The sequence below is a fragment of the Rahnella sp. CJA17(1/100) genome (assembly GCF_963881615.1).
Taxonomy (GTDB): domain Bacteria; phylum Pseudomonadota; class Gammaproteobacteria; order Enterobacterales; family Enterobacteriaceae; genus Rahnella; species Rahnella aceris.
This window is the reverse complement of record NZ_CAWOJA010000011.1, coordinates 279,385-302,592: the sequence shown is the minus strand read 5'-3', so window position 1 is coordinate 302,592 and position 23,208 is coordinate 279,385. Positions and strand designations below refer to the sequence as shown.

At 52.9% G+C, this 23,208-nt stretch carries 18 protein-coding genes; 5 read left to right on the top strand and 13 right to left on the bottom strand.

The window, feature by feature from the left end:
* Window positions 1-11 precede the first annotated feature (11 nt).
* On the top strand, window positions 12-983 hold the full coding sequence (gene yjiA / locus AACU55_RS07700; protein WP_037032827.1) for a GTPase: 972 nt from the start codon (window positions 12-14) through the stop codon (window positions 981-983).
* A gap of 30 nt (window positions 984-1,013) precedes the next feature.
* Here the strand turns inward: yjiA and btsR are convergent, their stop codons facing one another.
* The 3 genes from btsR to AACU55_RS07685 form a co-directional block, all read right to left on the bottom strand.
* On the bottom strand, window positions 1,014-1,733 hold the full coding sequence (btsR, locus tag AACU55_RS07695) for a two-component system response regulator BtsR (protein ID WP_013578142.1): 720 nt from the start codon (window positions 1,731-1,733) through the stop codon (window positions 1,014-1,016).
* The gene (locus AACU55_RS07690) at window positions 1,727-3,415 is read right to left on the bottom strand and encodes a sensor histidine kinase (RefSeq protein WP_112151419.1); all 1,689 of its coding nucleotides are present in this window, start codon (window positions 3,413-3,415) and stop codon (window positions 1,727-1,729) included. The genes btsR and AACU55_RS07690 overlap by 7 nt, the downstream gene beginning before the upstream one ends.
* Before the next feature lie 233 nt (window positions 3,416-3,648).
* The gene (locus AACU55_RS07685) at window positions 3,649-4,545 is read right to left on the bottom strand and encodes a LysR family transcriptional regulator (RefSeq protein ID WP_134705355.1); all 897 of its coding nucleotides are present in this window, start codon (window positions 4,543-4,545) and stop codon (window positions 3,649-3,651) included.
* A 101-nt stretch (window positions 4,546-4,646) separates the two neighbouring features.
* Here AACU55_RS07685 and AACU55_RS07680 point away from each other — a divergent pair, with 101 nt between their 5' ends.
* Together AACU55_RS07680 and AACU55_RS07675 are read left to right on the top strand one after the other, a co-directional pair.
* Complete coding sequence (locus AACU55_RS07680) at window positions 4,647-5,498, top strand: alpha/beta fold hydrolase (protein WP_037032822.1); 852 nt, start codon at window positions 4,647-4,649, stop codon at window positions 5,496-5,498.
* Window positions 5,499-5,502: 4 nt separating this feature from the next.
* Window positions 5,503-6,105 (top strand): glutathione S-transferase, encoded by a 603-nt coding sequence (locus tag AACU55_RS07675; protein WP_013578138.1) that lies wholly within the window; start codon window positions 5,503-5,505, stop codon window positions 6,103-6,105.
* Between the two features lie 66 nt (window positions 6,106-6,171).
* Here AACU55_RS07675 and AACU55_RS07670 read toward each other — a convergent pair whose 3' ends face one another.
* Together AACU55_RS07670 and AACU55_RS07665 are read right to left on the bottom strand one after the other, a co-directional pair.
* Window positions 6,172-7,278: an ABC transporter substrate-binding protein gene (locus AACU55_RS07670; protein WP_134705354.1), complete on the bottom strand. Its 1,107-nt coding sequence runs from the start codon at window positions 7,276-7,278 to the stop codon at window positions 6,172-6,174.
* A gap of 372 nt (window positions 7,279-7,650) precedes the next feature.
* Window positions 7,651-7,782 carry a hypothetical protein gene (locus tag AACU55_RS07665; protein ID WP_255347777.1) on the bottom strand — a complete coding sequence of 44 codons (132 nt, stop codon included), beginning with the start codon at window positions 7,780-7,782 and terminating at the stop codon, window positions 7,651-7,653.
* Between the two features lie 135 nt (window positions 7,783-7,917).
* On the opposite strand from AACU55_RS07665, the gene treZ reads away from it, so the two are divergent.
* Window positions 7,918-9,705: a malto-oligosyltrehalose trehalohydrolase gene (gene treZ / locus AACU55_RS07660; protein ID WP_134705353.1), complete on the top strand. Its 1,788-nt coding sequence runs from the start codon at window positions 7,918-7,920 to the stop codon at window positions 9,703-9,705.
* The gene (treY, locus tag AACU55_RS07655) at window positions 9,702-12,203 is read left to right on the top strand and encodes a malto-oligosyltrehalose synthase (protein ID WP_134705352.1); all 2,502 of its coding nucleotides are present in this window, start codon (window positions 9,702-9,704) and stop codon (window positions 12,201-12,203) included. The genes treZ and treY overlap by 4 nt, the downstream gene beginning before the upstream one ends.
* On the opposite strand, the gene AACU55_RS07650 is transcribed toward treY, so the two are convergent.
* From AACU55_RS07650 to AACU55_RS07615, 8 genes are all read right to left on the bottom strand, one after another.
* The gene (locus AACU55_RS07650; protein ID WP_134705351.1) at window positions 12,200-13,276 is read right to left on the bottom strand and encodes a mechanosensitive ion channel family protein; all 1,077 of its coding nucleotides are present in this window, start codon (window positions 13,274-13,276) and stop codon (window positions 12,200-12,202) included. The two genes, treY and AACU55_RS07650, sit on opposite strands and share 4 nt — an antisense overlap.
* A 655-nt stretch (window positions 13,277-13,931) precedes the next feature.
* The gene (locus tag AACU55_RS07645; RefSeq protein ID WP_013578132.1) at window positions 13,932-15,404 is read right to left on the bottom strand and encodes a pyridoxal phosphate-dependent decarboxylase family protein; all 1,473 of its coding nucleotides are present in this window, start codon (window positions 15,402-15,404) and stop codon (window positions 13,932-13,934) included.
* Between the two features lie 18 nt (window positions 15,405-15,422).
* The gene (locus AACU55_RS07640) at window positions 15,423-16,808 is read right to left on the bottom strand and encodes a diaminobutyrate--2-oxoglutarate transaminase (protein WP_014416667.1); all 1,386 of its coding nucleotides are present in this window, start codon (window positions 16,806-16,808) and stop codon (window positions 15,423-15,425) included.
* A gap of 554 nt (window positions 16,809-17,362) precedes the next feature.
* Window positions 17,363-17,737: a hypothetical protein gene (locus AACU55_RS07635; RefSeq protein ID WP_134705350.1), complete on the bottom strand. Its 375-nt coding sequence runs from the start codon at window positions 17,735-17,737 to the stop codon at window positions 17,363-17,365.
* A 142-nt stretch (window positions 17,738-17,879) separates the two neighbouring features.
* Window positions 17,880-18,767: an extended-spectrum class A beta-lactamase RAHN-3 gene (locus AACU55_RS07630; protein ID WP_013578129.1), complete on the bottom strand. Its 888-nt coding sequence runs from the start codon at window positions 18,765-18,767 to the stop codon at window positions 17,880-17,882.
* Between the two features lie 125 nt (window positions 18,768-18,892).
* Window positions 18,893-20,557 carry a methyl-accepting chemotaxis protein gene (locus AACU55_RS07625; protein ID WP_013578128.1) on the bottom strand — a complete coding sequence of 555 codons (1,665 nt, stop codon included), beginning with the start codon at window positions 20,555-20,557 and terminating at the stop codon, window positions 18,893-18,895.
* A 236-nt stretch (window positions 20,558-20,793) separates the two neighbouring features.
* Window positions 20,794-22,383 carry an ABC transporter ATP-binding protein gene (locus tag AACU55_RS07620; protein WP_134705349.1) on the bottom strand — a complete coding sequence of 530 codons (1,590 nt, stop codon included), beginning with the start codon at window positions 22,381-22,383 and terminating at the stop codon, window positions 20,794-20,796.
* Entirely contained in the window at window positions 22,380-23,195 is an 816-nt protein-coding gene (locus AACU55_RS07615; RefSeq protein ID WP_013578126.1) for an ABC transporter permease, read from the bottom strand. The genes AACU55_RS07620 and AACU55_RS07615 overlap by 4 nt, the downstream gene beginning before the upstream one ends.
* Between the last annotated feature and the right edge of the window lie 13 nt (window positions 23,196-23,208).

Here is a 23,208-nt window from a genome sequence, read left to right as displayed (position 1 = left end):
GGAATAAAATTATGACGCCAATTGCAGTGACAGTATTAACAGGCTTCCTGGGTGCCGGGAAAACCACGCTTTTACGCCAGATCTTGCATACTCAGCACGAGATGAAAATTGCGGTGATCGAGAATGAATTTGGCGAAATGCCCATCGATAACCAGCTGATTGGCGACCGTGCCACACGTATCACCACTTTATCCAACGGCTGCATCTGCTGTACCCGTTCGGGCGAGCTGGAATCAGCGCTGCTGGATTTGCTCGACAGCGTAGATAAAGGCGAGGTGCAGTTTGACCGGCTGATAATCGAATGCACCGGCATGGCCGATCCCGGCCCGATCCTTCAGGCATTTTTCGCGCATGAAGTCATCTGTGAAAGATATGTGTTAGATGGCGTTATCACGCTGGTGGATGCCGTGCATGCCATGTCTCAGTTGGATCAGTTCCCGCTGGCGCAGTCGCAGATTGGTTATGCCGACCGCATCCTGCTGACTAAAACTGATGTGTCCGGTGAATGTTCTGAGCTGACGGAGCGGCTGCAACGGATTAATGCCCGTGCACCGGTTTATAAAACAGTTCAGGGGGATATCGATCCGGCGCTGCTGTTTGATACCCGCGGATTTATGCTGGAGGAAGACGTGGTCGCCGCCAGACCGCTGTTCCATCGCCTCGCGCCACAGCAAAACACCGTTTCCTCGATTGTGGTGGAACTGGATTATCCGGTGGCGCTGACCGCGATATCGAAGGTGATGGAAGAACTGCTGGCCAGTTTTGCCGATAACCTGATGCGTTATAAAGGGATGTTATGGATAGCCGATCACCCGTGCCGCCTGCTGTTTCAGGGCGTACAGCGCCTCTACAGCGCCGACTGGGATCGCGAGTGGCTGCCGGAGGAAACGCCGCGCAGTGCGTTAGTTTTCATTGGCATGCAGTTGCCCGAAACCGAAATCCGCGCGGCCTTTGCCCGGCTGCGTCCGGCCAGCCCTGTCTGACCCATGTGTCCAAAAGAAAAGCGGCGGGGTTTACAGCCCCACCGTCTCTTTCAGTGATTTCAGATAGCGGCGGCTGACCGGCACAATCTGACCATCACGCAGCAGCAGTTCCGCCTGGTTCTTATCCTCCAGACGGATCTCCTTCAGATAATCCATATTCACCAGATATTGCCGGTGACAACGTAACAACGGCGTACGAACTTCCAGCGTGCGCAGGGTCAGTTCGGTGAATGTTTCTTTGCCGTCCTGTCCGGTGACATACACCCCGCCGACCCGGCTGCTGACAAAAGCCACATCTTCAAGCTGCAACAACCAGATACGGTTACTGCTGATACAGGGGATAAACTTCAGCGGCTGCTGATATTGCGGTAACTGTGAGACATCCTGCTCCTGATAGCCCAGTCGTAATCTCGCCAGCGTTTTCTGAAGCCGCGCCGCCTGGATGGGTTTGAGTAAGTAGTCAAACGCGCACTGTTCAAACGCCTGTACCGCATATTCCTCGAACGCGGTGAGGAAAACGATGTGCGGGCGATGTTGCTGATCGAGCATACCGACCATTTCCAGCCCGCTGATGCGCGGCATCTGAATATCGAGAAAGACAATGTCAGGGCGGATTTTGTGGATCACGCCGATCGCTTCAATGGCGTTGGTACATTCACCGACAATTTCAATATCGCTTTCATCCTGAAGCTGTAAGCGTAAATTTTCCAGCGCCAGCGGCTCATCATCGACAATCAGCACTCTTAACATGGCGCACCCTCCGCAGGCAGCCGTAACGTGACGCGGGTGAAATCATCCGGTTTACAACTGACCGTAATGCCATAATCATCGCCAAAGCGCGCCCGCAGACGTTTATCGACCAGGCTCATACCTAACCCGTCGCTGCTTTCTTCCGGCTGATATAACCCGGCGTTATCTTCCACTTCGATGATCACCATTTCGCCCTCACTGTAAGCGCGGATCACAATATTGCCATTGCTCAGCAACTGAGAAGTGCCATGTTTGATGGCATTTTCCACTAACGGTTGCAGGGTGAAAGCAGGCAGGCTCTGATCAGAAAAGGCCTCCGGCACCTGTAAATCCACCTTCAGTTGCGACGGAAATCTTGCCAGCTCGATTTGCAGATAGGCATTCACATGCTCCAGTTCATCCGCCAGCGTCACGACTTCAGAAGAGCGTTTGAGATTCTTGCGAAAGAAGGTCGACAGGTACTGCACCAGTTGACCGGCTTTATCACTGTCGTGGCGGATCACCGCCATTAACGTATTGAGGGCGTTGAATAAGAAATGCGGATTAACCTGAGCATGCAACAGCTTGATTTCAGACTGCGCCAGCAACGCTTTTTGTTGCTCAAATTTACCGGCGAGGATCTGCGCCGACAGCAACTGGGCAATCCCCTCGCCCAGTGTGCGGTTGATGGAGCTGAACAGACGGTTGCGAACTTCATACAATTTGATCGTGCCAATCACCCGCTGATTTTCGCCCCGCAGCGGGATCACCAGGGTTGAACCCAGCTTGCAGCTGGGATGCAGCGAACAGCGGTAAGGCATCTCGTTGCCGTCGGCATACACCACTTCATCGTTCTCGATAGCACGCCAGGTATATTGTGATGCGATGGGTTTCCCCACCAGATGGTGATCGTCGCCGATACCGGTAAAGGCCAGTAATTTCTCACGATCGGTAATCGCCACAGCCCCGATATCCAGCTCTTTCAGCAGCACCTGTGCCACTTTCATGCTGTTCTCTTCGTTGAACCCGCGTCGCAAAATGCCTTCCGTCGAGGCGGCCACTTTCAGCGCGGTGGCCGAAAACGCCGAGGTATATTTTTCGAACATTGCCCGCTTATCCAGCAGGATACGCATAAACATCGCAGCCCCGAGGGTATTCGTCACCATCATCGGGGCGGCAATGCTGCCGACCAGATTAAGCGCATCGTGAAACGGGCGGGCAATAAGCAGGATGATTAGCATTTGCAGTATTTCTGCAACAAAGGTGACACCGGCCGCTACCAGCGGATTAAATAACTTATCGATACGTCCACGTTTGATCAAAACGCTGTGTACCAGACCCCCTAATAATCCCTCGGCGATAGTTGAAATCATGCAGCTCAGCGCCGTCATACCGCCCATTGAATAACGGTGGATCCCGCCGGTCAGCCCCACTAACCCCCCGACCACCGGGCCGCCGAGCAACCCGCCCATCACGGCGCCAATCGCACGGGTATTGGCAATAGAGTCCTCGATATGCAGGCCAAAGTAGGTTCCCATAATGCAAAAAATGGAAAACGTGATGTAACACAATAACTTATGTGGCAGCCGAACCGACACCTGAACCAGCGGAATAAATAACCGCGTTTTACTCATCAGCCAGGCAATCACCAAAAACACGCACATTTGTTGTAACAGCAGCAATATCAAATTGAATTCGTACATTCCCGGGCATCCAAAATACGACAAGCTGAAAATATATCGTGCTCAGATAAAATTTACCTTGAACCCGCCAGAAGAATGGGAATATTTTTATTGACGAATTAAATTTAATATTCTTCTAAATGAAATATCAGGAGACTATTTAAAGATGCCGTTCAGTTAACGGTAATATGTATTATGCAGCCACCGCGACCCGCTATTAATGAATCAGAAAGTCGCATGCCTCTTCGATAAAATCATGACTGACTGCTATTGATATCCCCCGCCTTAGCAGATCTGTGCATCAGCCGGCTCAGTATCAGACAGAAAGCCTCACTTGCAGGGTTATAGCGGTGTTCGTTCACACGTAGCAGACAATCCACCGACGGCAACGGCATCCTCTGTTCAAGTTCGCAAAGATCGCTAACCGGTTTTACGATGCTGAATTCATTCATTATTCCCACCCCAAGGCCTGCATTTATCGCCGCAAGCATACCTGCCACTGAAGGGCACTCCAGCATCACCATAAAGGTAATATCAGCCTGATTCAGTTTCTCCTCAGCCATACGGCGATAAAAACAATCTGTCCCCCAGGTGATCAGTTTAAGGCGATTACCGGATGCATACCGCCACGAAGGAGGTGCACACCAGTATAATTTTTCTGTCCAGAGTACCTTGTCTTCGCCGCTGGCCATGCCCGTGAAATCCTGGTGTAAAATGATGTCCAGTCCCCCCTCAGAAAAATGCTGACGCAGGAGATGGCTTTGCTCAACAACCAGCTGGACATCCACCTCAGGATGATGGTGAGTGAACAGAGCAATAACTGAACACACTTCTGTCAGAGAAATGTGTTCAGTTACCCCAACACGGAGCTTTCCGCGCAATGCCGAAGGTGAAAAATAGGCCACAGCGTTATCGTGTTCGCTGAGTATTTTCACCGCATGCTGGAGTAACACGCTGCCCTTTTCAGTCGGGCAGGCTTTCCCTGCGTGACGTGTCAGGAGCTGACACTGAAGCTGATCTTCAAGTCGCCTGAGTTTCCAGCTCACAGCAGACTGACTCAGGCTGAGGAGTGAAGCCGTTTTGCTCATACTGCCGGTTTGAACGACGGTTCTGAACACCCTGAGCGAATCAACGGAGAGGCGTTTATTCATTTTATTATGACAAAAGTGGGTTACCAGAGGGAAAGAATGTCACTGGCGTCATATTCAGTCAACGGATAGCCTGCTCAGACTGAATAAAAGCGGAGCAAACTATGCCAGGTTGTAATCCATTACTGACTCAACACGTTGTGATAAAGGGTTGTCGCATTGCGACGGGGGTCCACGGCTCAGGCACGCCACTGATTCTGGTTCATGGCACGCCTGCGCATTCTGTCATCTGGCAGACACTCGTCCCGATATTTGTCGACGCAGGCTTTCGTGTTCATCTGTATGACCTTCCAGGGTTCGGCGCATCCGAACGCCCGGTGAAAACGGATACATCGGTAGCCTCACAGGTGACTTTTCTGCTACGACTGCTTGAATACTGGCAACTGGATAAAGCACACTTTTTGGGTCACGACATCGGTGGGGCAATTTCACTTCGGCTGGCATTCGATTACCCGGACCGCCTCCAGACACTCACCCTCGCCGATATTCCAAGCTACGACTCCTGGCCATCGCCTACATGGAAAGACATGCGGGATAATTATGCGGAATATGCATTGATACCGGCCAGCGAACATTGTATTGCGATGTCACGCCAGCTAAAGATGGCCGTTTTTAAAAAGGAAGTGATGACAGGGGAACGGCTGGAGAGTTATCTCGCGCCACTTTGTGGCGTGGTGGAGCAGGCCTCATTTTATCAGCATCAGGTCGCTCACTATAATTCCTGTTACACGGCAGACTTTGCGGAGAAGCTCCCTCTTCTGAATCTGCCCGTACAGATCTTATGGGGGAAAGAAGATGAATGGCAGCCCGTTGAATATAGCCAGCGTCTGCAACGCGATATTTCGTCTTCCACGCTGCATATCTATGAGCAGGCCGGACACTTTTTGATGGAAGATGCTCCACTGCCTGTAGCCAGACAGGTAGTCGAATTTATTAACAAAAATGAGGTGAGGTAACACTATGGTCCTGATCGGAATGCTGGATTCGCCCTATGTCAGACGCGTGGCTATCTGTATGAAAGTGTTGGGTATTGATTTCGAACATCGTCCGCTCTCGGTGTTTGCCGATTTTGAGACACTGGTGAAAATTAACCCGGCGGTCAAAGTCCCCACGCTTATCACGCAAGACAATCAGGTACTGATGGACTCAACCTTAATCATCAGCTATCTGGAGAAACTGTCCACCCGCTCTCTTGGCAATCCCCCCGAGTCCGGGCCGGAAGGCCTGCGGGAATTATGCCTCACGGGACTTGCTCTGACAGCCTGTGAAAAAGCGGTGCAACTCGTTTACGAACGACGCCTCAGGCCGGAGGAAAAGCAACATCAGCCCTGGGTTGATCGGGTGACCCGACAGCTCCGCGGGACATGGCAAATGCTTGATGACAGCCTGCAGGAAAGCGCCCCTGATATACTGACTGTAGCCGGTATCAGCATCGCCGTTGCCTGGAGTTTTACGGTATCGATGCTGCCAGATATCATGAACGCCGACCAGTATGCGCAAGCGAACAGCTTCACACAGCGGGCCGAACAGCGACCGCAATTTCTGGCAACACCCAGGGTGTAAGTACACCGATCCCTTTCAAAGAGAGCAAATGGATTGAAAGGGATCGATTAACAGGAAAATCCACGATCAGTGGAGTTTCTCACTGGCCGATAACGCAAAGGTTCCCACCGGCATGACAGGCAGGTATTTTTTATAATAATCGTGATAGTTTTTCACCGGATCAATATCCCTGAATAAATCAGGATAAAGGGACTTGGCGATAAACTGCACCATGGTGAAATCCACCAGCGTCCGTGATGCGCCCTGATAAACCCCGAAGAGTTTGTCGTTTTTAATTGCCGGTAATGAACTCCAGCCGTCACGGTGAGCAAATCCGTTGAGTTTTGCTCTTGCCGTGGCTTCATTGACCCCGATGCCCATTTCTAACGCCGTATCGACTTTATTGTTCTCCCTGCCGGAAATAAAAATGACATCCGGTTTGGCAACCAGCAACTGCTCAGGGTTAATTTCGCCCCACTGTTTAACGAAAGGTGCCGCAATATTTTCACCACCTGCAAGACGCAGCATCACCCCCCACATATTTTCACCATAGGTAAATGAATACTCCGCCGGACCTTTATTGCCAAACTCAATATAGACTTTTGGCTTCGGCAGATTCGCCTGTCTGATCCTGTCTTCAATCAGCGTGATGTTATTTTTATAAAGCCGGGCAAGCTCATTCGCGCGATCAGTCTGGCCGGTTAATATCCCGATAATTTCCGTGGATTTCACATGATTTTCCACCGTCTGATCATTGTAATCGAGCACGACAACCGGGATATTCAGGCTCTGAAGCTGCGTGACTTCATACTTCAGGGCGGCGTACTGCCAGCTGGCTAAAATAACCACATCCGGTTTCAGGCTAATCACTTTTTCCAGCGACACGTTGTGCAGGTCGATTTCGCCGATATCCGGAATGTTGGCGATGGACGGACGGTATTTAATATACATATCCCAGTTCGCAGGGACTTTGCCATGCCAGGCTTCGCGGGAGATACCGACAATATGATCAAATGCCTGTTCACCACCGACCGCCATATAATCTTCAAAATAGAAACCTAATACCGCTCTTTTCACCGGGGTTTCTAAGGTTATTTTATTTCCCAGAACATCAGTCAGTGTCGTTGTTGCGGCACCGGACTGTCCGGTTATGACGACTGACAGCATAAAAAGCAAACCATGAAGTAACTTCATTTAATTCCCTTAGGTATTGTGTGATTATTATCTGAGGCTGAAAATTATTTTTATAGCAACCGGTTTATTGCACGGTTTATTTAACTTAAGTCGCCGAATCCGGTAATACCGCCATGCCCTCATCGCGGCGGGATATTATACGTTTGGTCGGCTGCATCAGTACAGTCACAACTGCATGTTGCCGCAGATCGGGCAAAAGGGAGCGCCTGAGGTGAGTTCGGGTGATAACCGTTAATATGAAGCGGAAAACGCTTCTCAGATGCTGAGCTATAATTAAAATTTACCGATGAGAAGGATACTTATATGGCTCCAGTCGCGAGTATATCAGGTGGCGTAATATTTATTATCATTGGCATCGTGATGCTGTGGTTATTAATCAAGGCTTATAAAGCCAATCAGAACAAGAAGTTCTTCACGCCGAGCAAATGCATGCTGCTCATCGGGACCCTCGTCTCTTTCATTATCTCCCTGGTTTTTTTCACCTCCTCTTCCTGATGCCAGCATAATTTTTCCGTGAATGCCCCTGCCTCTGTGCCGGGGTTTAATATCCGACAGGATCGCCCTCTTTTTCATCCTCGACTATGATTATTATTCGTTGGCTAACGGCCGGTTAACGCGACTATTTTGCGAGGTAAAGTGATGCAACGCGATGCATTGACGACAAGCTGGGGGGCCAGTTTCATTTCCGCCGGGACAGTTCGCTTTCGGGTCCGGGCGCCGGGTCAGGCCAAAATGACGCTGAGACTTTCCGGCGAAGACAGAGAAATGCAGCCGACGGAAAACGGCTGGTTCGAGTTTGTGGCAACCGGTGTTTCTGCCGGTCAGGAGTACCAGTTTATTCTGGCCGATGGCATGCCGGTTCCTGATCCTGCCTCGCGCGCCCAGCTGGCAGGCGTCAACGGCCCTTCCCTGGTCACCTCATCATCGGGCTATGCATGGCGAAATCACCACTGGAAAGGCCGCCCGTGGGAAGAAACCGTCGTCTATGAAATGCATATCGGCACCTTCACACCCGAAGGCACTTTCAGCGCCGCGCAGGCAAAACTCGCTTATCTGGCAGAAACCGGCATCACCATGATTGAAGTGCTGCCGCTCTCACAATTTGGGGGGCAACGCGGCTGGGGTTATGACGGTGTCTTGCTGTACGCGCCTCACTCCGCTTATGGTTCGCCGGATGATTTCAAGGCGTTTGTCGATGCGGCGCACGGTGTCGGCATCTCCGTGGTGCTGGACATCGTGCTCAACCACTTTGGTCCGGAAGGCAATTATCTGCCACTGCTCGCGCCGGATTTCTTCGATGCTCAACGCATGACGGCCTGGGGTGCGGGCATCGATTATCAAAACGAAGCGGCCCGCTGCTATATCGTGGAAGCACCGCTGTACTGGCTAAAAGAATACCGGCTTGACGGCCTGCGCTTTGATGCCATCGATCAGATGAAAGACACCTCTTCCCCGCATATTCTGATTGAAATCGCCGAACGAATTCGCGAAGCGATCACTGATCGCCCGGTGCATCTGACCACCGAAGACAGCCGCAACGTCATCTTTTTACACCCGCGTAATGCCGACGGCACCGTGCCACTGTTTACCGCCGAATGGAATGACGATTTCCATAACGCCATTCACGTTCTCAGCACCGGTGAAACGCACGCCTACTATCAGGATTTCGCGCAGACCCCTGAGAAACTGGCGGCACGCGCGTTAGCGGAAGGTTTCGCGTATCAGGGCGAAAAATCGCCGCAAACCGCTAAACCGCGCGGTACGGTCAGTCGCAGACAGCCGCCGGTAGCCTTTGTCGATTTCATTCAAAATCACGACCAGATTGGTAACCGTGCGCACGGCGACCGGCTGATCACGCTGGCTGGCGCTGAACGTACGCGCGTTCTGTTCGCCGCCTTATTGTTATCGCCGCATATTCCGCTGATGTTTATGGGCGAAGAATACGGCGAAACCAATCCGTTTCTGTTCTTCACCGATTTTGAAGGTGAGCTGGCGCAGGCGGTTCGCGAGGGGCGCGCCCGTGAATTTGAAGGACACAACGGTTACGGCAACGACGCGGTCCCCGATCCTAACGCTCTCAGTACGTTCGAAAATTCGAAACTTGACTGGCAGAAACTGACACATCCCGAAGGCGAAAACACCCTGGCGCTGACCCGCAAGCTGCTGGCGCTGCGCCGGAAATACATCGTGCCCTTACTGACGCCTGCGAAAGGAGAAGTCGGCCAGATTGTCGAAACCTCAACCGGTTTTCTCGCCGTTAAATGGACATTCCCCCGTGGCACGCTTTCGCTGGTACTCAATGTTGGCCAGGACACGCACCCGCTTCCTGAACTGCCAGGAGAAACGATCTTTGCCTGGCCGCAGGATGCCGCGACGTCAGTGCCCGCTTCCCTTATTGTCCGTCTTGCGCCAGGAGTCTTACTGTGAAAATCCCCACCGCGACTTACCGCATTCAGTTCCGTAATGGACTGAACTTTGACACTGCGACAGGACTTATCCCCTATTTAAAACAACTTGGGATCAGCCATCTTTATGCTTCCCCGGTGTTTACAGCGACGTCTGGTTCCACGCACGGCTACGATGTTACCAACGCCAACGAAATTGACCCGACGCTTGGCGGGCGCGAAGGTTTCGACCGTATGGCACAGGCGCTGAAAGCGGCGGGGATCGGGCTGATCCTCGACATTGTGCCCAATCATATGGCGGCTTCACTTGAGAATATCTGGTGGCGTGACGTCATTGAACATGGCAAAAAGAGCCGTTATGCACGCCATTTTGATATCGACTGGTCGCGTCGCCTGACGCTGCCTTTCCTCGGGGACGCTTTTGAGGATGCGCTGGAAAAAGGCGACATTGTGCTGACGCCTGATCCCAAAACCGGTCAGCCCGCTTTCGCCTATTTCGATACCTATTATCCCGTTGCGCCCGGCACTCTCACGGCGTCTAAAACAGACGGCCTGAGCAAAACAGAACTGACTGAATTACATGAGCGCCAGCCCTACCGCCTGATGTGCTGGCGTGACGCGCCCCGTGAACTCTCGTACCGGCGCTTTTTCGAAATCACCGGCCTCGCGGGTGTGCGCGTGGAAGACGAGGTAGTTTTCGATGATACGCACCGGCTGATCCTCGAGCTGGTCCGCTCCGGTGTGGCCGATGGCCTGCGGGTCGATCATGTGGATGGTCTTGCCGATCCCAAAGCCTATCTTGAACGCCTGCGGGAGAAGGCCGGGCCGGACTGCTATATCACGGTGGAGAAAATTCTGGGCAAAGGCGAGCGCCTGCCGCCGGACTGGCCGGTCTCCGGCACCACCGGCTATGAGTTCATTGCCTCGCTTTCGGATGTGCTGGTCAACGATGAAAATATCGCGGTGCTTAGCGAGCTTTACGACAGCGTGGTCGGCAAACCGGTGGACATGCGCAACGAGCTGCGTGCGGCCAAGCTTATGATGGTGGAAAAGAATTTCGAAGGCGAGTACACCACGCTGTGGAAACTGGCGAACAGCATCGCCGGGACCGGGGGCGCGATGTATGACGAAAATGATATCCGTACCGCGCTGCGCGAATTACTGATCGCGTTTCCGGTGTACCGCACTTACGGCACGGAACAGGGTATGCCCGCAGAAGACACCGCGCTTTTGCACAAGATCCTGCGCAAGGTCAGCGCCCCGGCCCTTGCCGTTCAGCCTGAAATCCTTGCGTTTCTGGCGCGTATTCTTTGTGGAGAAACCTCTGCGGCGGCGGCATCGCAGGCCGGTTTATTCCGTACCCGCTTTCAGCAACTGACCGGACCGCTGATGGCTAAATCGGTGGAAGACACACTTTTCTTCCGCCAGAACATGGAACTGGCGCTGAACGAAGTCGGCGCTGAACCGTTAATTCGCACCTTCTCCCTCAGCCGCTTCCATACGGAGATGATAAAACGCCGCGAAGAGCAACCGGCGGCGCTTTCCGCGACATCCACGCATGACACCAAACGGGGTGAAGATGCCCGCGCCAGACTGTTTACGCTGACCGAAGCGCCACAAGACTGGGCCGCCTGTGTAAAACGCTGGCACCGGATGAACGAGTCAAAGGTGATTATGCTTCCCGATGGCCCGGCACCGCGCCCTGCGCTGACATGGATGCTGTATCAGGCGCTGGCGGGCGCGTGGCCGGTCACGCTGACGCCTGAAGATGAACAGGGTTTGCAGGAACTCGACGAAAGATTTCAGAGTTTCGTCGAAAAAGCGCTGCGGGAAGCCAAGCTGCGCACCAACTGGGATAACAACAACGAAGACTATGAAAAGGCCGTGCTGGATTACGCGCATCATCTGCTTTCAGCGGAAAACCGGCTATTCCTGCAAGATTTCCACGCGTCGATCCAGCCATTTATCCATGCCGGACTGGTGAACAGCCTGACCCAGACGGTAATCAAACTGATGGCGCCGGGCGTACCGGATATCTATCAGGGCAGCGAGGCGCTGAATTTCAGCCTTGTTGATCCGGATAACCGTCGTCTGCCGGATTTCACCGGGCTGGCGCGGTTGTTACGACAGGATGATAAAACGGGCCGGGGCCAGGCGCTGAACGGCCAGCTGAAACAATACCTCGTGGCGGCGCTCGCCGGGCTTCGCCAGCAAAAACCTGCGCTGTTTCAGCAGGGGGACTATGTTCCGCTCAGTGTGACCGGCCAGCACGCCGAAAACATCATCGCGTTTGCGCGGGTGCACAATGACGATGCGGTGATTGTTGCGGCACCGCGTCTGGTGCTGGGTTTGCCAGCCCGGGGGTTACCGCAGGCGGAAATTGTACTGCCGCCCCACCTTGCTTACCGGCACTACCGGGATCTGTTCAGCGATAAAGAAATTACGCTGACCGACCAGCTAGACATGGCTGTCTGGCCGGGCTTCTCCCCGGTCATCCTGATAGCGTCCTCGCCATCTTAACGGTCGCGTTCTGCCTGGGTTTTAACAATCATATTCGGCAATGCCATTTCGATCCCCTGCTCGATCAGCTTTTCAATAATACGAATATTAATTTCCTGCTGAATATCCATGTATTTATTGTAATCGGCAGTATTGACGATATGGACCACTTCGATATTCAGGCGATCGGTACCAAAACCCAGCAAATGTGCGCGGTCGAATTTCGTTTCGCCGACATCAATAATAATTTCCTTTACCATGTCACCGATATTGCGCAGCTTTTCCGGCTGCGTATTAATCGCAACACCAAAATTGAAAACAATGCGGCGGGTTTGCATGCGTTTGTAGTTATGCAGCGTTTGCTGGAGCAGAATGGCATTACCGCAAACAATTTGTTCCCCGCTCAGGCTGCGTATCCGGGTCGTCTTCAGGCCAATATGTTCGACAGTACCGGCAACATCATTGAAAACGACGAAATCGCCAATTTCGAAAGGCTTATCAAAGCCGATAGATAATGACGCGAACACATCGCTGAGAATGGTCTGGATCGCCAGCGCGATAGCGATACCGCCCACGCCCAGACTGGCGACCAGCGCGGTAATGTTCACGCCCACATTCGCCAGTATCGACAGCAGCATCACCGACCACACTACCGCCCGGAAAATCAGCCCGGTGATCACCAGCGTTACCGGATTTTTGTTCATACCGGGCTGACGCATAATATGACGTAACCACGAGACCACCGCCTGATCCAGCCACAATGCCATCTGGAACGCCAGCACCAGAAACCACGCGTGACTGATGGTGTTGTAGAGATTATCGGGCAGATTAACGAACCGCAGACTGAACAAAAAAGCCGCAATGAAAATGAGTAAATTACTCGTCCGGTTGAGGATCTCGCCCAGAATAAAACGAATCCGGTGGCTGGCCTCATTAACTTCCCCCCAGCGTTTTACGCCCTTGCGCAAAAACGAGACCAGCCAGCTCAGCAGCCAGTATGTGACAAGCGTGACGACACACATCGTCGCGACACCTATCCAGAACACCGGCGCCATCACCAGCGCGATAAAATCAAAGCGTGATAGAAAATTCATCTTCCCTCCCGGAATTAATCACAAACCTCCAGTATAGGAAACAGGTCAGCGCAGGGGTCAGGAATAGGAAAGTTCGGTAGACAACCGGCGTTGTCGCAGAGGTAAAACTTTGCAGACGTCTTAGCGTCATCGGTATTTATATTACGTTCTGTCCGGTTTACTATGATTTCTGGCGTGAGCCCGATGTTCTGAAAAAACGTTCAACTGAGGTGCTTGATATGAAAAGAGCTTTAGTGATTGGTTATATGTCGTTCGTTTCAATTGCATTGGTCGCCGCGCTGATAATCGGTGCCCGAAACGGATAACAAAGGCCCGGTAAGGTGAGTGATAACGTCTGGGTGAGTGCGGGGCATGATGCGAAAAGCGTTCTGCCACCCAAAAATATGCACTCTTTGTGGCACTTTTTTGTCAATGACTTGAACAGGACAGGGGTCTGGGATTACTCTTAGATCAGCTGACGCAAGAGCAGCGGATCGTAAGCACCATACCCTTAAATAGCCCACCCATGAGGTGGGTTCTTTTTTGCCTGTCGCTCAGCATTAAGAATCATCCTGGTCAGAAAATCATTCAGACGTAAAAAAGCCGGTGATACTTTTGTATCACCGGCTTTTTGCTGCGGGTTAACGCAGAACGACACTTATGCTTCAGTAATGACTTATGCGTTCAGCAATTGCTGTGCGGTTTTCTCAACCAGCGCCAGCAGGACTTTCACGTCTTCCAGCGTTACTGTCGGGTTCAGCAAGGTCAGCTTCAGACAGGTGACGCCATTATGCTCGGTCACACCGACGTTAGCACGGCCAGACTCCAGCAGCGCATCACCGATTTTCTGGTTCAGCAGTGCAATAGCCGCATCGCTGCTGCCAGCCAGTTGCTCAGGACGATAACGGAACAGAACACTCGCCAGTTGCGGCTTCATCACCAGTTCCAGCGCGGCTTCAGAAGTCACATATTGCGCGACTTCCTGCGCCAGCGTCACACCGTGATCGATAATCGCGGCGTATTGTTTCTGCCCTAATGCTTCAAGCCCCATCCACAGTTTCAGTGCATCGAAACGACGGGTGGTTTGCAGGGATTTGGACACCAGATTCGGTACGCCAGCCGCTTCGTCGAACTCAGAGTTCAGGTAAGCCGCCTGATAACGCATCAGCTCGTAATGACGCTCTTCTTTGAGCAGGAATGCGCCGCAGCTGATGGTCTGGAAGAACTGTTTGTGGAAGTCCAGCGTGATGGAATCCACTAACTCGATGCCGTCCAGATAATTGCGGTATTTTTCGGACAGCAATAATGCACCGCCCCATGCCGCATCCACATGCACCCAAATCTGATGCTCTGCCGCCAGTTCAGCAATAGCACGCAGCGGGTCGATAGCCCCCGCATCGGTGGTACCGGCTGTCGCCACAATGGCCAGGATCTGATCGCCACTGGCTTGCGCCTGTGCCACTTTCTCGCGCAAATCGTTGAGATCCATACGGGCAAACTCATCGGTTTTCACCAGCGTGACACACTGATAGCCCAGACCGAGCAGCGCCATGTTCTTCTGCACAGAGAAATGCGCGTTTTCAGAACATAACACTTTAATTTTGCGCAGATTGCCGACCAGCCCATCCTGCTGAATGGAATGCCCCTGACGCGCGAAGAAGGCATCGCGTGCCAGCATCAGCCCCATCAGATTGCTCTGGGTGCCGCCGCTGGTGAACACGCCTGCGTCGCCAGCCTGATAGCCCACCTGAGTACGCAGCCATTCGATCAGCTTCATCTCAATGATGGTTGCTGACGGGCTTTGATCCCAGGAGTCCATACTCTGGTTCGTGGCGTTGATCAGCACTTCCGCCGCCTGGCTGACCACCAGACTCGGGCAATGCAAATGCGCCACACATTGCGGGTGATGCACAGACAGGCTGTCTTTTAAAAAGTACTCAATCGCACGTTCAATCGCGGCCTGGTTACCCAGACCGTTTGGATTGAAGTCCAGCCTGATACGTTCACGCAGCTCAGCAACGGTTTTGCCCTGATACATCTCAGGTTGTTTCAGCCACTGCACAACAGCTTCACTGCTCTGTGCAATGGCCTGCTGGTAGGCTTCAGTGCTTTGCGCTGAGCCTGCCAGAATCGGGTTTAACTCGGACATCAGAATCTCTTACTCCGCTCAGACAGGTTTGATGCCAGCCGCTAACAGCGCCTGCTCAAACTTATCGAGGAAAATACCCAGCTCATCGTTGGTGATCAGCAGGGAAGGCAACAGGCGCAGCACGCAACCATTACGGCCACCGCGTTCGAGGATCAGGCCAGCCTGGAAGCATTTTTTCTGCAGCAATGCAGACAATTCGCCGTCAGCCGGATAGCAACCCATGTGATCCTGCGCTTCGTCTGGTTTGACGATCTCAATACCGATCATCAGGCCCAGACCACGCACGTGACCGATAACCGGATAGCGTTTCTGCATGTCAGCCAGTTTGGCTTTCAGCCATTCACCCTGCGCTGCCACTTTCTCGGCGATTTTTTCTTCTTTCAGGATTTTCAGCGTGGTCAGGCCGGTGGCCATCGCCAGCTGGTTACCGCGGAAGGTGCCGGTATGGTGACCCGGAGCCCAGGCATCGAACTCTTTCTTAATACCCAGAACCGCCAGTGGCAGACCGCCGCCGACCGCTTTGGACATCACGATAATATCCGGCTCAATGCCCGCATGTTCGAAGGCGAACTGTTTGCCGGTACGGCAGAAACCCGCCTGCACTTCGTCGAGGATCAACAGAATGCCGTGTTCCTGAGTCACTTTACGGATGCGCTGCAACCACTCAGCCGGAGCCGGGTTCACGCCGCCTTCGCCCTGAACCGCTTCCAGAATGACAGCCGCAGGTTTGCGAACGCCGCTCTCAACGTCGTTGATCAGGTTTTCGAAGTAATAGGTTAATGCTTTAACGCCAGCGTCACCGCCAATGCCCAGCGGGCAGCGGTACTGGTGTGGGTAAGGCATAAACTGCACTTCCGGCATCATGCCATTAACAGCTTCTTTCGGAGACAGGTTACCGGTCACCGCCAGTGTGGCGTGCGTCATACCGTGGTAGCCACCCGAGAAGCTGATGATACCGCTACGGCCGGTGACTTTTTTAGCCAGTTTCATGGCAGCTTCAACAGCGTCAGCACCCGACGGTCCGGTGAACTGCAGGCAATACTCTTTGCCCTGTTGTGGCAATAAAGAAAGCAGATATTCAGAGAACTGATCTTTCAACGGTGTTGTCAGATCCAGTGTATGTAACGGCAAGCCGCTGGTAATGACATTTTGGATGCTTTGCAGCACGTCAGGATGATTATGTCCAAGAGCAAGCGTACCCGCACCGGCCAGGCAATCAAGATATTGATTATTCTCAACATCCGTGATCCAAACGCCATTGGCCTTCGCAATTGCCAGAGGCAACTTACGTGGATAGCTCCGAACATTCGATTCAAATTCAGCTTGTCTTGCCAAATAGGTTTCATTGTTTCCGTTTAATGAATTCGCACCAAAACTGTCAATACGGACTTTATCCGTCATCATATCTCTCCTACAACCGTGTGTTATTAGAACGCCACAATTGAATAAATTTGATTAAGAAAATTACAAGCGTATGAAAAACGCGGCCAATATATGGCTTTTTTGCCCCCACCTCAATAATTTATTTTGTATAGATTTGTTTATTCTTTCCTATAGGAATCAATATGTTGATGATTTAATGAACGATCGTGCTGACTTAACTCCGTTACACAGTCATTAATAAAGCACTAAAAAGCACATCCGTCTTGCGGAACGACGGGTCAACACGCGACATATCAGGCTTAAAATCACACCGTTGTCAGGCATCAATACCCCTGCGGCTACGACGTCACACCGGGGGTTGATGCCCGGTGAACAGTCTTTCAGGAAAGTTGTTTAATTATAGCCTGCGGCTGTTATATGGGCGATGATATTAAAGTACGGTGCAGTAACTGGCTGAATAGCCGTCAGATATAAATTTTGAAATATATTACACCGCGACATCGGTGCGGTTATTACAGAAATAATACAAAGAATAATGTCCGCCGCGTATATAAACAATCCCTTCGGATATTTCCCTAATTATTCAGCTCATTAACCCGACCTTTGCGGTAGAACTCATATAAGGTGACGTAATCCTGGAACACCTGCGACAGAATCGCATCGGTTTCCGGCGGAAGGATGCTGTTGGTCTGCATCTGATAGCGCGTTCGCACCGCATCAATCCACAGTTTATCAGCCGCCGGACCCGGTTCCTGAACCAGATGGGCCAGCCAGTACACCGTGTTTTTCTTCACCGTCACCACAGGCTCAGGGCAACGGCAGCACCACCAGACCGGTTGCAGTATTTTGGAAAATAAAACGCCGCTGACTGATTGCCAGACCGAAGAGGTCAACGGTAGCGGAACCCACGCGCGCTGCCAGTGCGTAGCCTGTCCCGTCAGCAATGACATCATGAGCGCCTGCGCAGATCCTGAAAACGGCCTGGACATTCTATTCCCTTCTCTTGTTTCTAAACATAACCCATATCGGCCCGTTACACGGCAATCAAAAAGGGCTCTTGCGGGCCCTTTTCTTTGTCCTTTTCAACGTAAATCAATAACCCTGCGTCACAATCTTCGCGGCAGAAGCCAGCACATCGCGGCGGGATTTCGCGTCTTTCTGCGGCTGGGTGAAATAGGTAATCAGGATCAGCGGGGCCTTATTATCCGGCCAGATCACCGCAATATCATTGGTTGTGCCGTAATCGCCGCTGCCGGTTTTATCGCCGACCACCCAGGTCGCAGGCAGCCCCGCACGGATACTCATCGCGCCGGTCGTGTTGCCTTTCATCCATTCCACCAGTTGCGCGCGTTGCGGTTCAGCCAGCGCGCTGCCCAGCGTGACGTGTTGCAGACTCAGAGCCATCGCACGCGGTGAAGTGGTATCGCGGTCATCCCCCGGAATGGCGGTGTTCAGCGTTGGTTCAGTGCGGTCCAGCCGGAACGTTTTATCGCCGAGCGTACGGGCGTATTCCGTGACTTTCTGCGGGCCACCAAGCTGCTCAATCAGTTTATTCATGGCGGTATTATCGCTGTACTGCAAGGCGGCGGCAGCCAGTTCGCCTACCGTCATGCCGGTATCGAGATGCTTTTCGGTGATCGGGTTATAATTTACCAGATCAGATTTTTTGAGGCTGACGCGGCGGTTCAGCAACTCCGTTTGCGTTTCGCTCTGTTTAAGAATGGCTGACGCGGCCATGAACTTGCTGGTGCTGCACATGGCAAAACGTTCATCGGCGCGGTAAGCAATCTGGGAATTGTCTTCAGTATTAATCAGCATCACACCAAGACGACCGCCGCTGTCTTTTTCCAGCGCCGCAAGTTGCTGCTGCACAGACGTCATTTTTGTCGCCGTTTGCGCCCATGACACCGCACTGAATGCGAGCATTGGCACTACAGCCGCCGCCATCAGCACAGTTTTACGCAGGGTATTTTTCATCATCAAAGCCTTCTCCTTTATATTGGCGAAGGGATTATGGCAAAAGCTGAGGCAGAAAGTAAAAAACCCGACAAAAATTGTCAGGTTTTAAACATGAAACGGAAAACTTTGAGAAACTAACAGGAGATTTAGAACGTTTCCCAGTTGCCCTGATCAGCGGCCGGAACCGGCTGACGGTTTGACAGCAAGGCGGGAGATTTTGTCTGCCCGGCTTTACGCACCGCCGCCGTTGCCGAACCGGCGCTGACTTTAAAGATACTGATCGCCTGGGATAAACGCTCAGCCTGCTCATTGAGCGAGTATGCCGCCGACGAAGCTTCCTGCACTAATGCGGCGTTCTGCTGGGTGACTTCATCCATCTGAGTGATGGCTTTGTTGATCTCTTCAATGCCGGTGCTTTGTTCGTTACTGGCAATCGCAATTTCGCCCACGATGTCAGTCACATTTTTTACGCTGGACACCACTTCCGCCATGGTAGCCCCGGCTTTGGCAACCAGTTGCGTGCCGTTATCCACTTTCGCCACCGAATCGTCGATCAGCACTTTGATCTCTTTCGCGGCACTGGCAGAACGTTGCGCCAGGTTGCGCACTTCGGAAGCCACGACAGCAAATCCACGGCCCTGCTCACCGGCACGCGCTGCTTCAACGGCAGCGTTCAGCGCCAGAATGTTGGTCTGGAAAGCAATGCCGTCAATCACTGCAATGATATCGACGATTTTACGCGAGGAAGTGTTGATGCCTTCCATTGTATTCACCACTTCGCCCACCACTTCGCCACCCTGCACCGCCACGCGGGAAGCCTGCGCGGCCAGCAGATTAGCCTGACGCGCGTTATCAGCGTTCTGCTTCACGGTGGCGGTCATCTGCTCCATCGCCGACGCAGTTTCTTCCAGCGAACTGGCCTGCTGTTCAGTGCGGGAAGACAAATCGAGGTTTCCGGCAGCAATTTCGCTGGACGCGCTGGTGATGGCATTGGTGCCGGCACGCACTTCGGTCACAATTTTCAGCAGGTTTTCATTCATATTTTTCAGCCCCTGCATGAGCTGCCCGGTTTCATCCTGCGACATCACCTGGATTTGTGTGGTCAGATCCCCTGCCGCCACGTTTTCTGCCACTTTCACTGCGGTATGCAATGGACGGGTGATCGAACGCGTCAGGAAATAGCCCAGCGCCGCCGCCATTAAAATCGCCAGCGCGGAGAAAATCAGCGTCAGCTGAATGGCGGTGGCGCCATCTGCTATCGCTGTTTTACCTTCAGCCTGCAACTGCTGATCCTGAGAGTTGGCAAATGCGGTTGCCAGATCCAGATACGCATTTTGCGAGGTGGTGAGTTTGCGCAGAACAAATTCGGTCGCACCGTCCATGTCACCGGCACGGGCTAAGGCAATCAGTTGCTCTTTCGCCGTTTCGAAGGTTTCACCTGCTTCCTGCAACGTTTTAATTTTCTGCTTGCCCGTCACGGTGGATTGGATCGCGGCGATTTTATCCATCGCTAAATTGGTTTTTTTGACCGTGTCATCCAGTTGTAAATAACGCTTTTTATTCTGCTCAGGATTTTTAGTATCGATAACGATACCCCGCAGATATTTAATCTGATCGTTTACGCCGTCGCGAACATCAAATGCCAGCCGGACTTTCACGTACCGGTCGCTGATTATTTGTTCAATACTGGTGTTAATGCTGCTTATTTTGGTGATTGCAATCCCGCTGACAATGACTAAAAGCAAAATGACAAGGCTGAATGCGGCCCCTAAACGGGCGCCGACACGCATATTGTTGATCAGTTTAAACATTTTATTTCCATTATTTCCTGGCCAATAAAACAAATACCATGAAAAAAAATTCAAAATATTGGTTACATAGCGGAACGACTTTCTAATGATTTATTTAATTCAAAAGGGTTATCGGTATAAATAAGGGAATCTTTAGTGACGTTAATATTGCGAAAGTGTAAATAAGGATGACCATTTTGCTTCCTCCCCTGCGAAGGGGAGGAGCACAACAAAACCGCCGGGCAGGAGGACAAGTATTAATTAGCAAACATTTCCTCCAGCCAGCCCACCCGCATTTCAGGCACCGAACGCAGTAACTCGCGGGTGTAATCGTCCAGAGGTTCAGCGAGTGCAGATGCCACCGGGCCGTGGCGCACAATCACGCCTTGCCTGAGCACCGCGACTTCGTCCGCCACTTCACGTACCACCTGTAAATCGTGGGTGATAAACAGGTAAGCAATGCCAGTTTCCTGCTGGATCTGGCGCAGTAACGCGAGGACATCGCGGGCGACTAACGGGTCGAGTGCCGACGTTGGCTCGTCACAAACGATAATTTTTGGCTCAGCCGCCAGCGCCCGCGCAATACACACACGCTGTTTCTGCCCGCCGGAAAGTGCGGCAGGGAAACGCATCGCAAGTTCAGCGTGTAATCCGACCTGCGCCAGCAATTCACTGACCCGCGCCTCACGCTGGCTGCGGTTCAGCGACGTAAAGCAGGCCAGCACACGGGAAATCTGGCTGCCAATACGCTCTTTAGGATTCAGCGCCGTGTCGGGGATCTGATGAATGAGTTGCACATCGCGCAACTGAACGCGGCTGCGCTGGCGCAAACTGGCAGGTAATACTTGCTGATTCAGACTGACTTCACCGGTTTGCGGCGTGAGCAGTCCGCAAATCACTTTGCCGAGCGTAGATTTTCCCGAGCCGGATTCGCCGATCACCGCCAGCGTGCGCCCGCGCGGCAAGCTCAGTGAAATGTTTTGCAGCACCGGCTGCGCATGATAGCGCGCACTGATGTTGCGGATATCCAGCGCCACCGGCGCATCGCCGGTTTGCGGCGTTTTGCTCCCGCCCTGCGCATGCAGCAAACGGCGGGTGTAATCCTGTTGCGGCTGGCTCAGCAGTTGCGCCGTTTCCGCCTGTTCAACCGTTTTACCGTGCTGCAATACCATGATGTGATCGCTTATCTGCGCAACGACCGCCAGATCATGGCTGATGTAAATCGCCGCGACGCCGGAAAAGCGGATCACATCGCTGATGGCTTTCAGCACACCGAGCTGCGTGGTGACATCCAGCGCGGTGGTCGGCTCATCGAAAATCAACAACTCAGGACCGGCGCACAGTGCCATCGCAATCATCGCGCGCTGTAACTGACCGCCGGAAACCTGATGCGGATAACGCTGATAAAATGCCTGTGGATCCGGCAGGCCGAGTTGTTCAAACAGCGCAATGGCTTTGGCCTGCGCTTGCTGTCGGGGATAAACTTTATGTTTCAGCGCCGCTTCAATGACCTGCTCACCGAGCGTGATCGCCGGGTTAAACGCCGCTCCGGCAGACTGCGCGACATAAGCAATCTGCCTGCCGCGCACCTGCCGCAACTGGCGGTCAGAAAGTTGTGTCAGTTCCTGCCCGCTGAATGTAATTCTGCCGGACTGAATGCGCATCCCCTGACGACAGTGCCCGAGAATGGCCAGTCCGATGGTGGATTTACCTGCGCCTGATTCGCCGATCAGCCCCAGCACTTCGCCTTGCTTCACCGTGAAAGAGACGTCATCCACCAGCGTGCGCGGATTTTTACCCTGCGACACCACGCACAGGTTTTCGACATGCAGTAAGTGCTCATTCATGCTTTTTTCCCCCACACACGACGCTCACCGCTCATCAGCCAGTCCGCCACGGCGTTGACCGCCAGCGCCAGTACCGCGATGGCGCCACCCGGCACCAGCGCCGCCCAGACGCCAAACAAAATACCGTCTTTGTTATCGCGCGCCAGTCCGCCCCAGTCGGCGGTGGGTGGCTGAATACCCAGCCCGAGGAATGACAGCGCAGAGAGAAACAGCAGAATAAAAATAAAACGCAGGCCGAATTCGGCAATCAGCGTCTGAAGCGCATTGGGTAAGATCACATGCCAGAGGATCCAGCCGAGGCTTTCGCCGCGCAACCGCGCCACATCAACAAATTCCATCACGCCAATATCCACCGCGAGGGATCGTGCCACGCGCAGCACACGGGTCGATTCCAGCAAGCCGAGCACCAGCGTCAGCACCAGAATGGTTTTTGGCAAGACGGCCAGCACAATCAGCGCCAGGATCAGCGTCGGGATAGCCATGACGATATCGTTGCAGCGGGAAATCACCTGATCCAACCAGCCGCCGCGCAGTCCGGCAATAAACCCGAACGTACAACCGACGATAAACGCCACCAGCGCCGCCAGCGCGGTCACCCCAAGGGAAACGCGGGTTCCCCAGATCAGGCGGGAGAGCAAATCACGTCCGAGATTATCCGTGCCGAGAATGGAATCCGGTCCCGGTAAATCCCAGGACATCCCGAGCGTTTGATCCGGCGCGTGAGGCGCCAGCCACGGCGCAAAAATGGCGATCAGAATAAACAGACTCAGCACCAGCAGGCCAAGTATCGAAGCAGGTTTTAATGCAGGCATTACAGCAATTCCT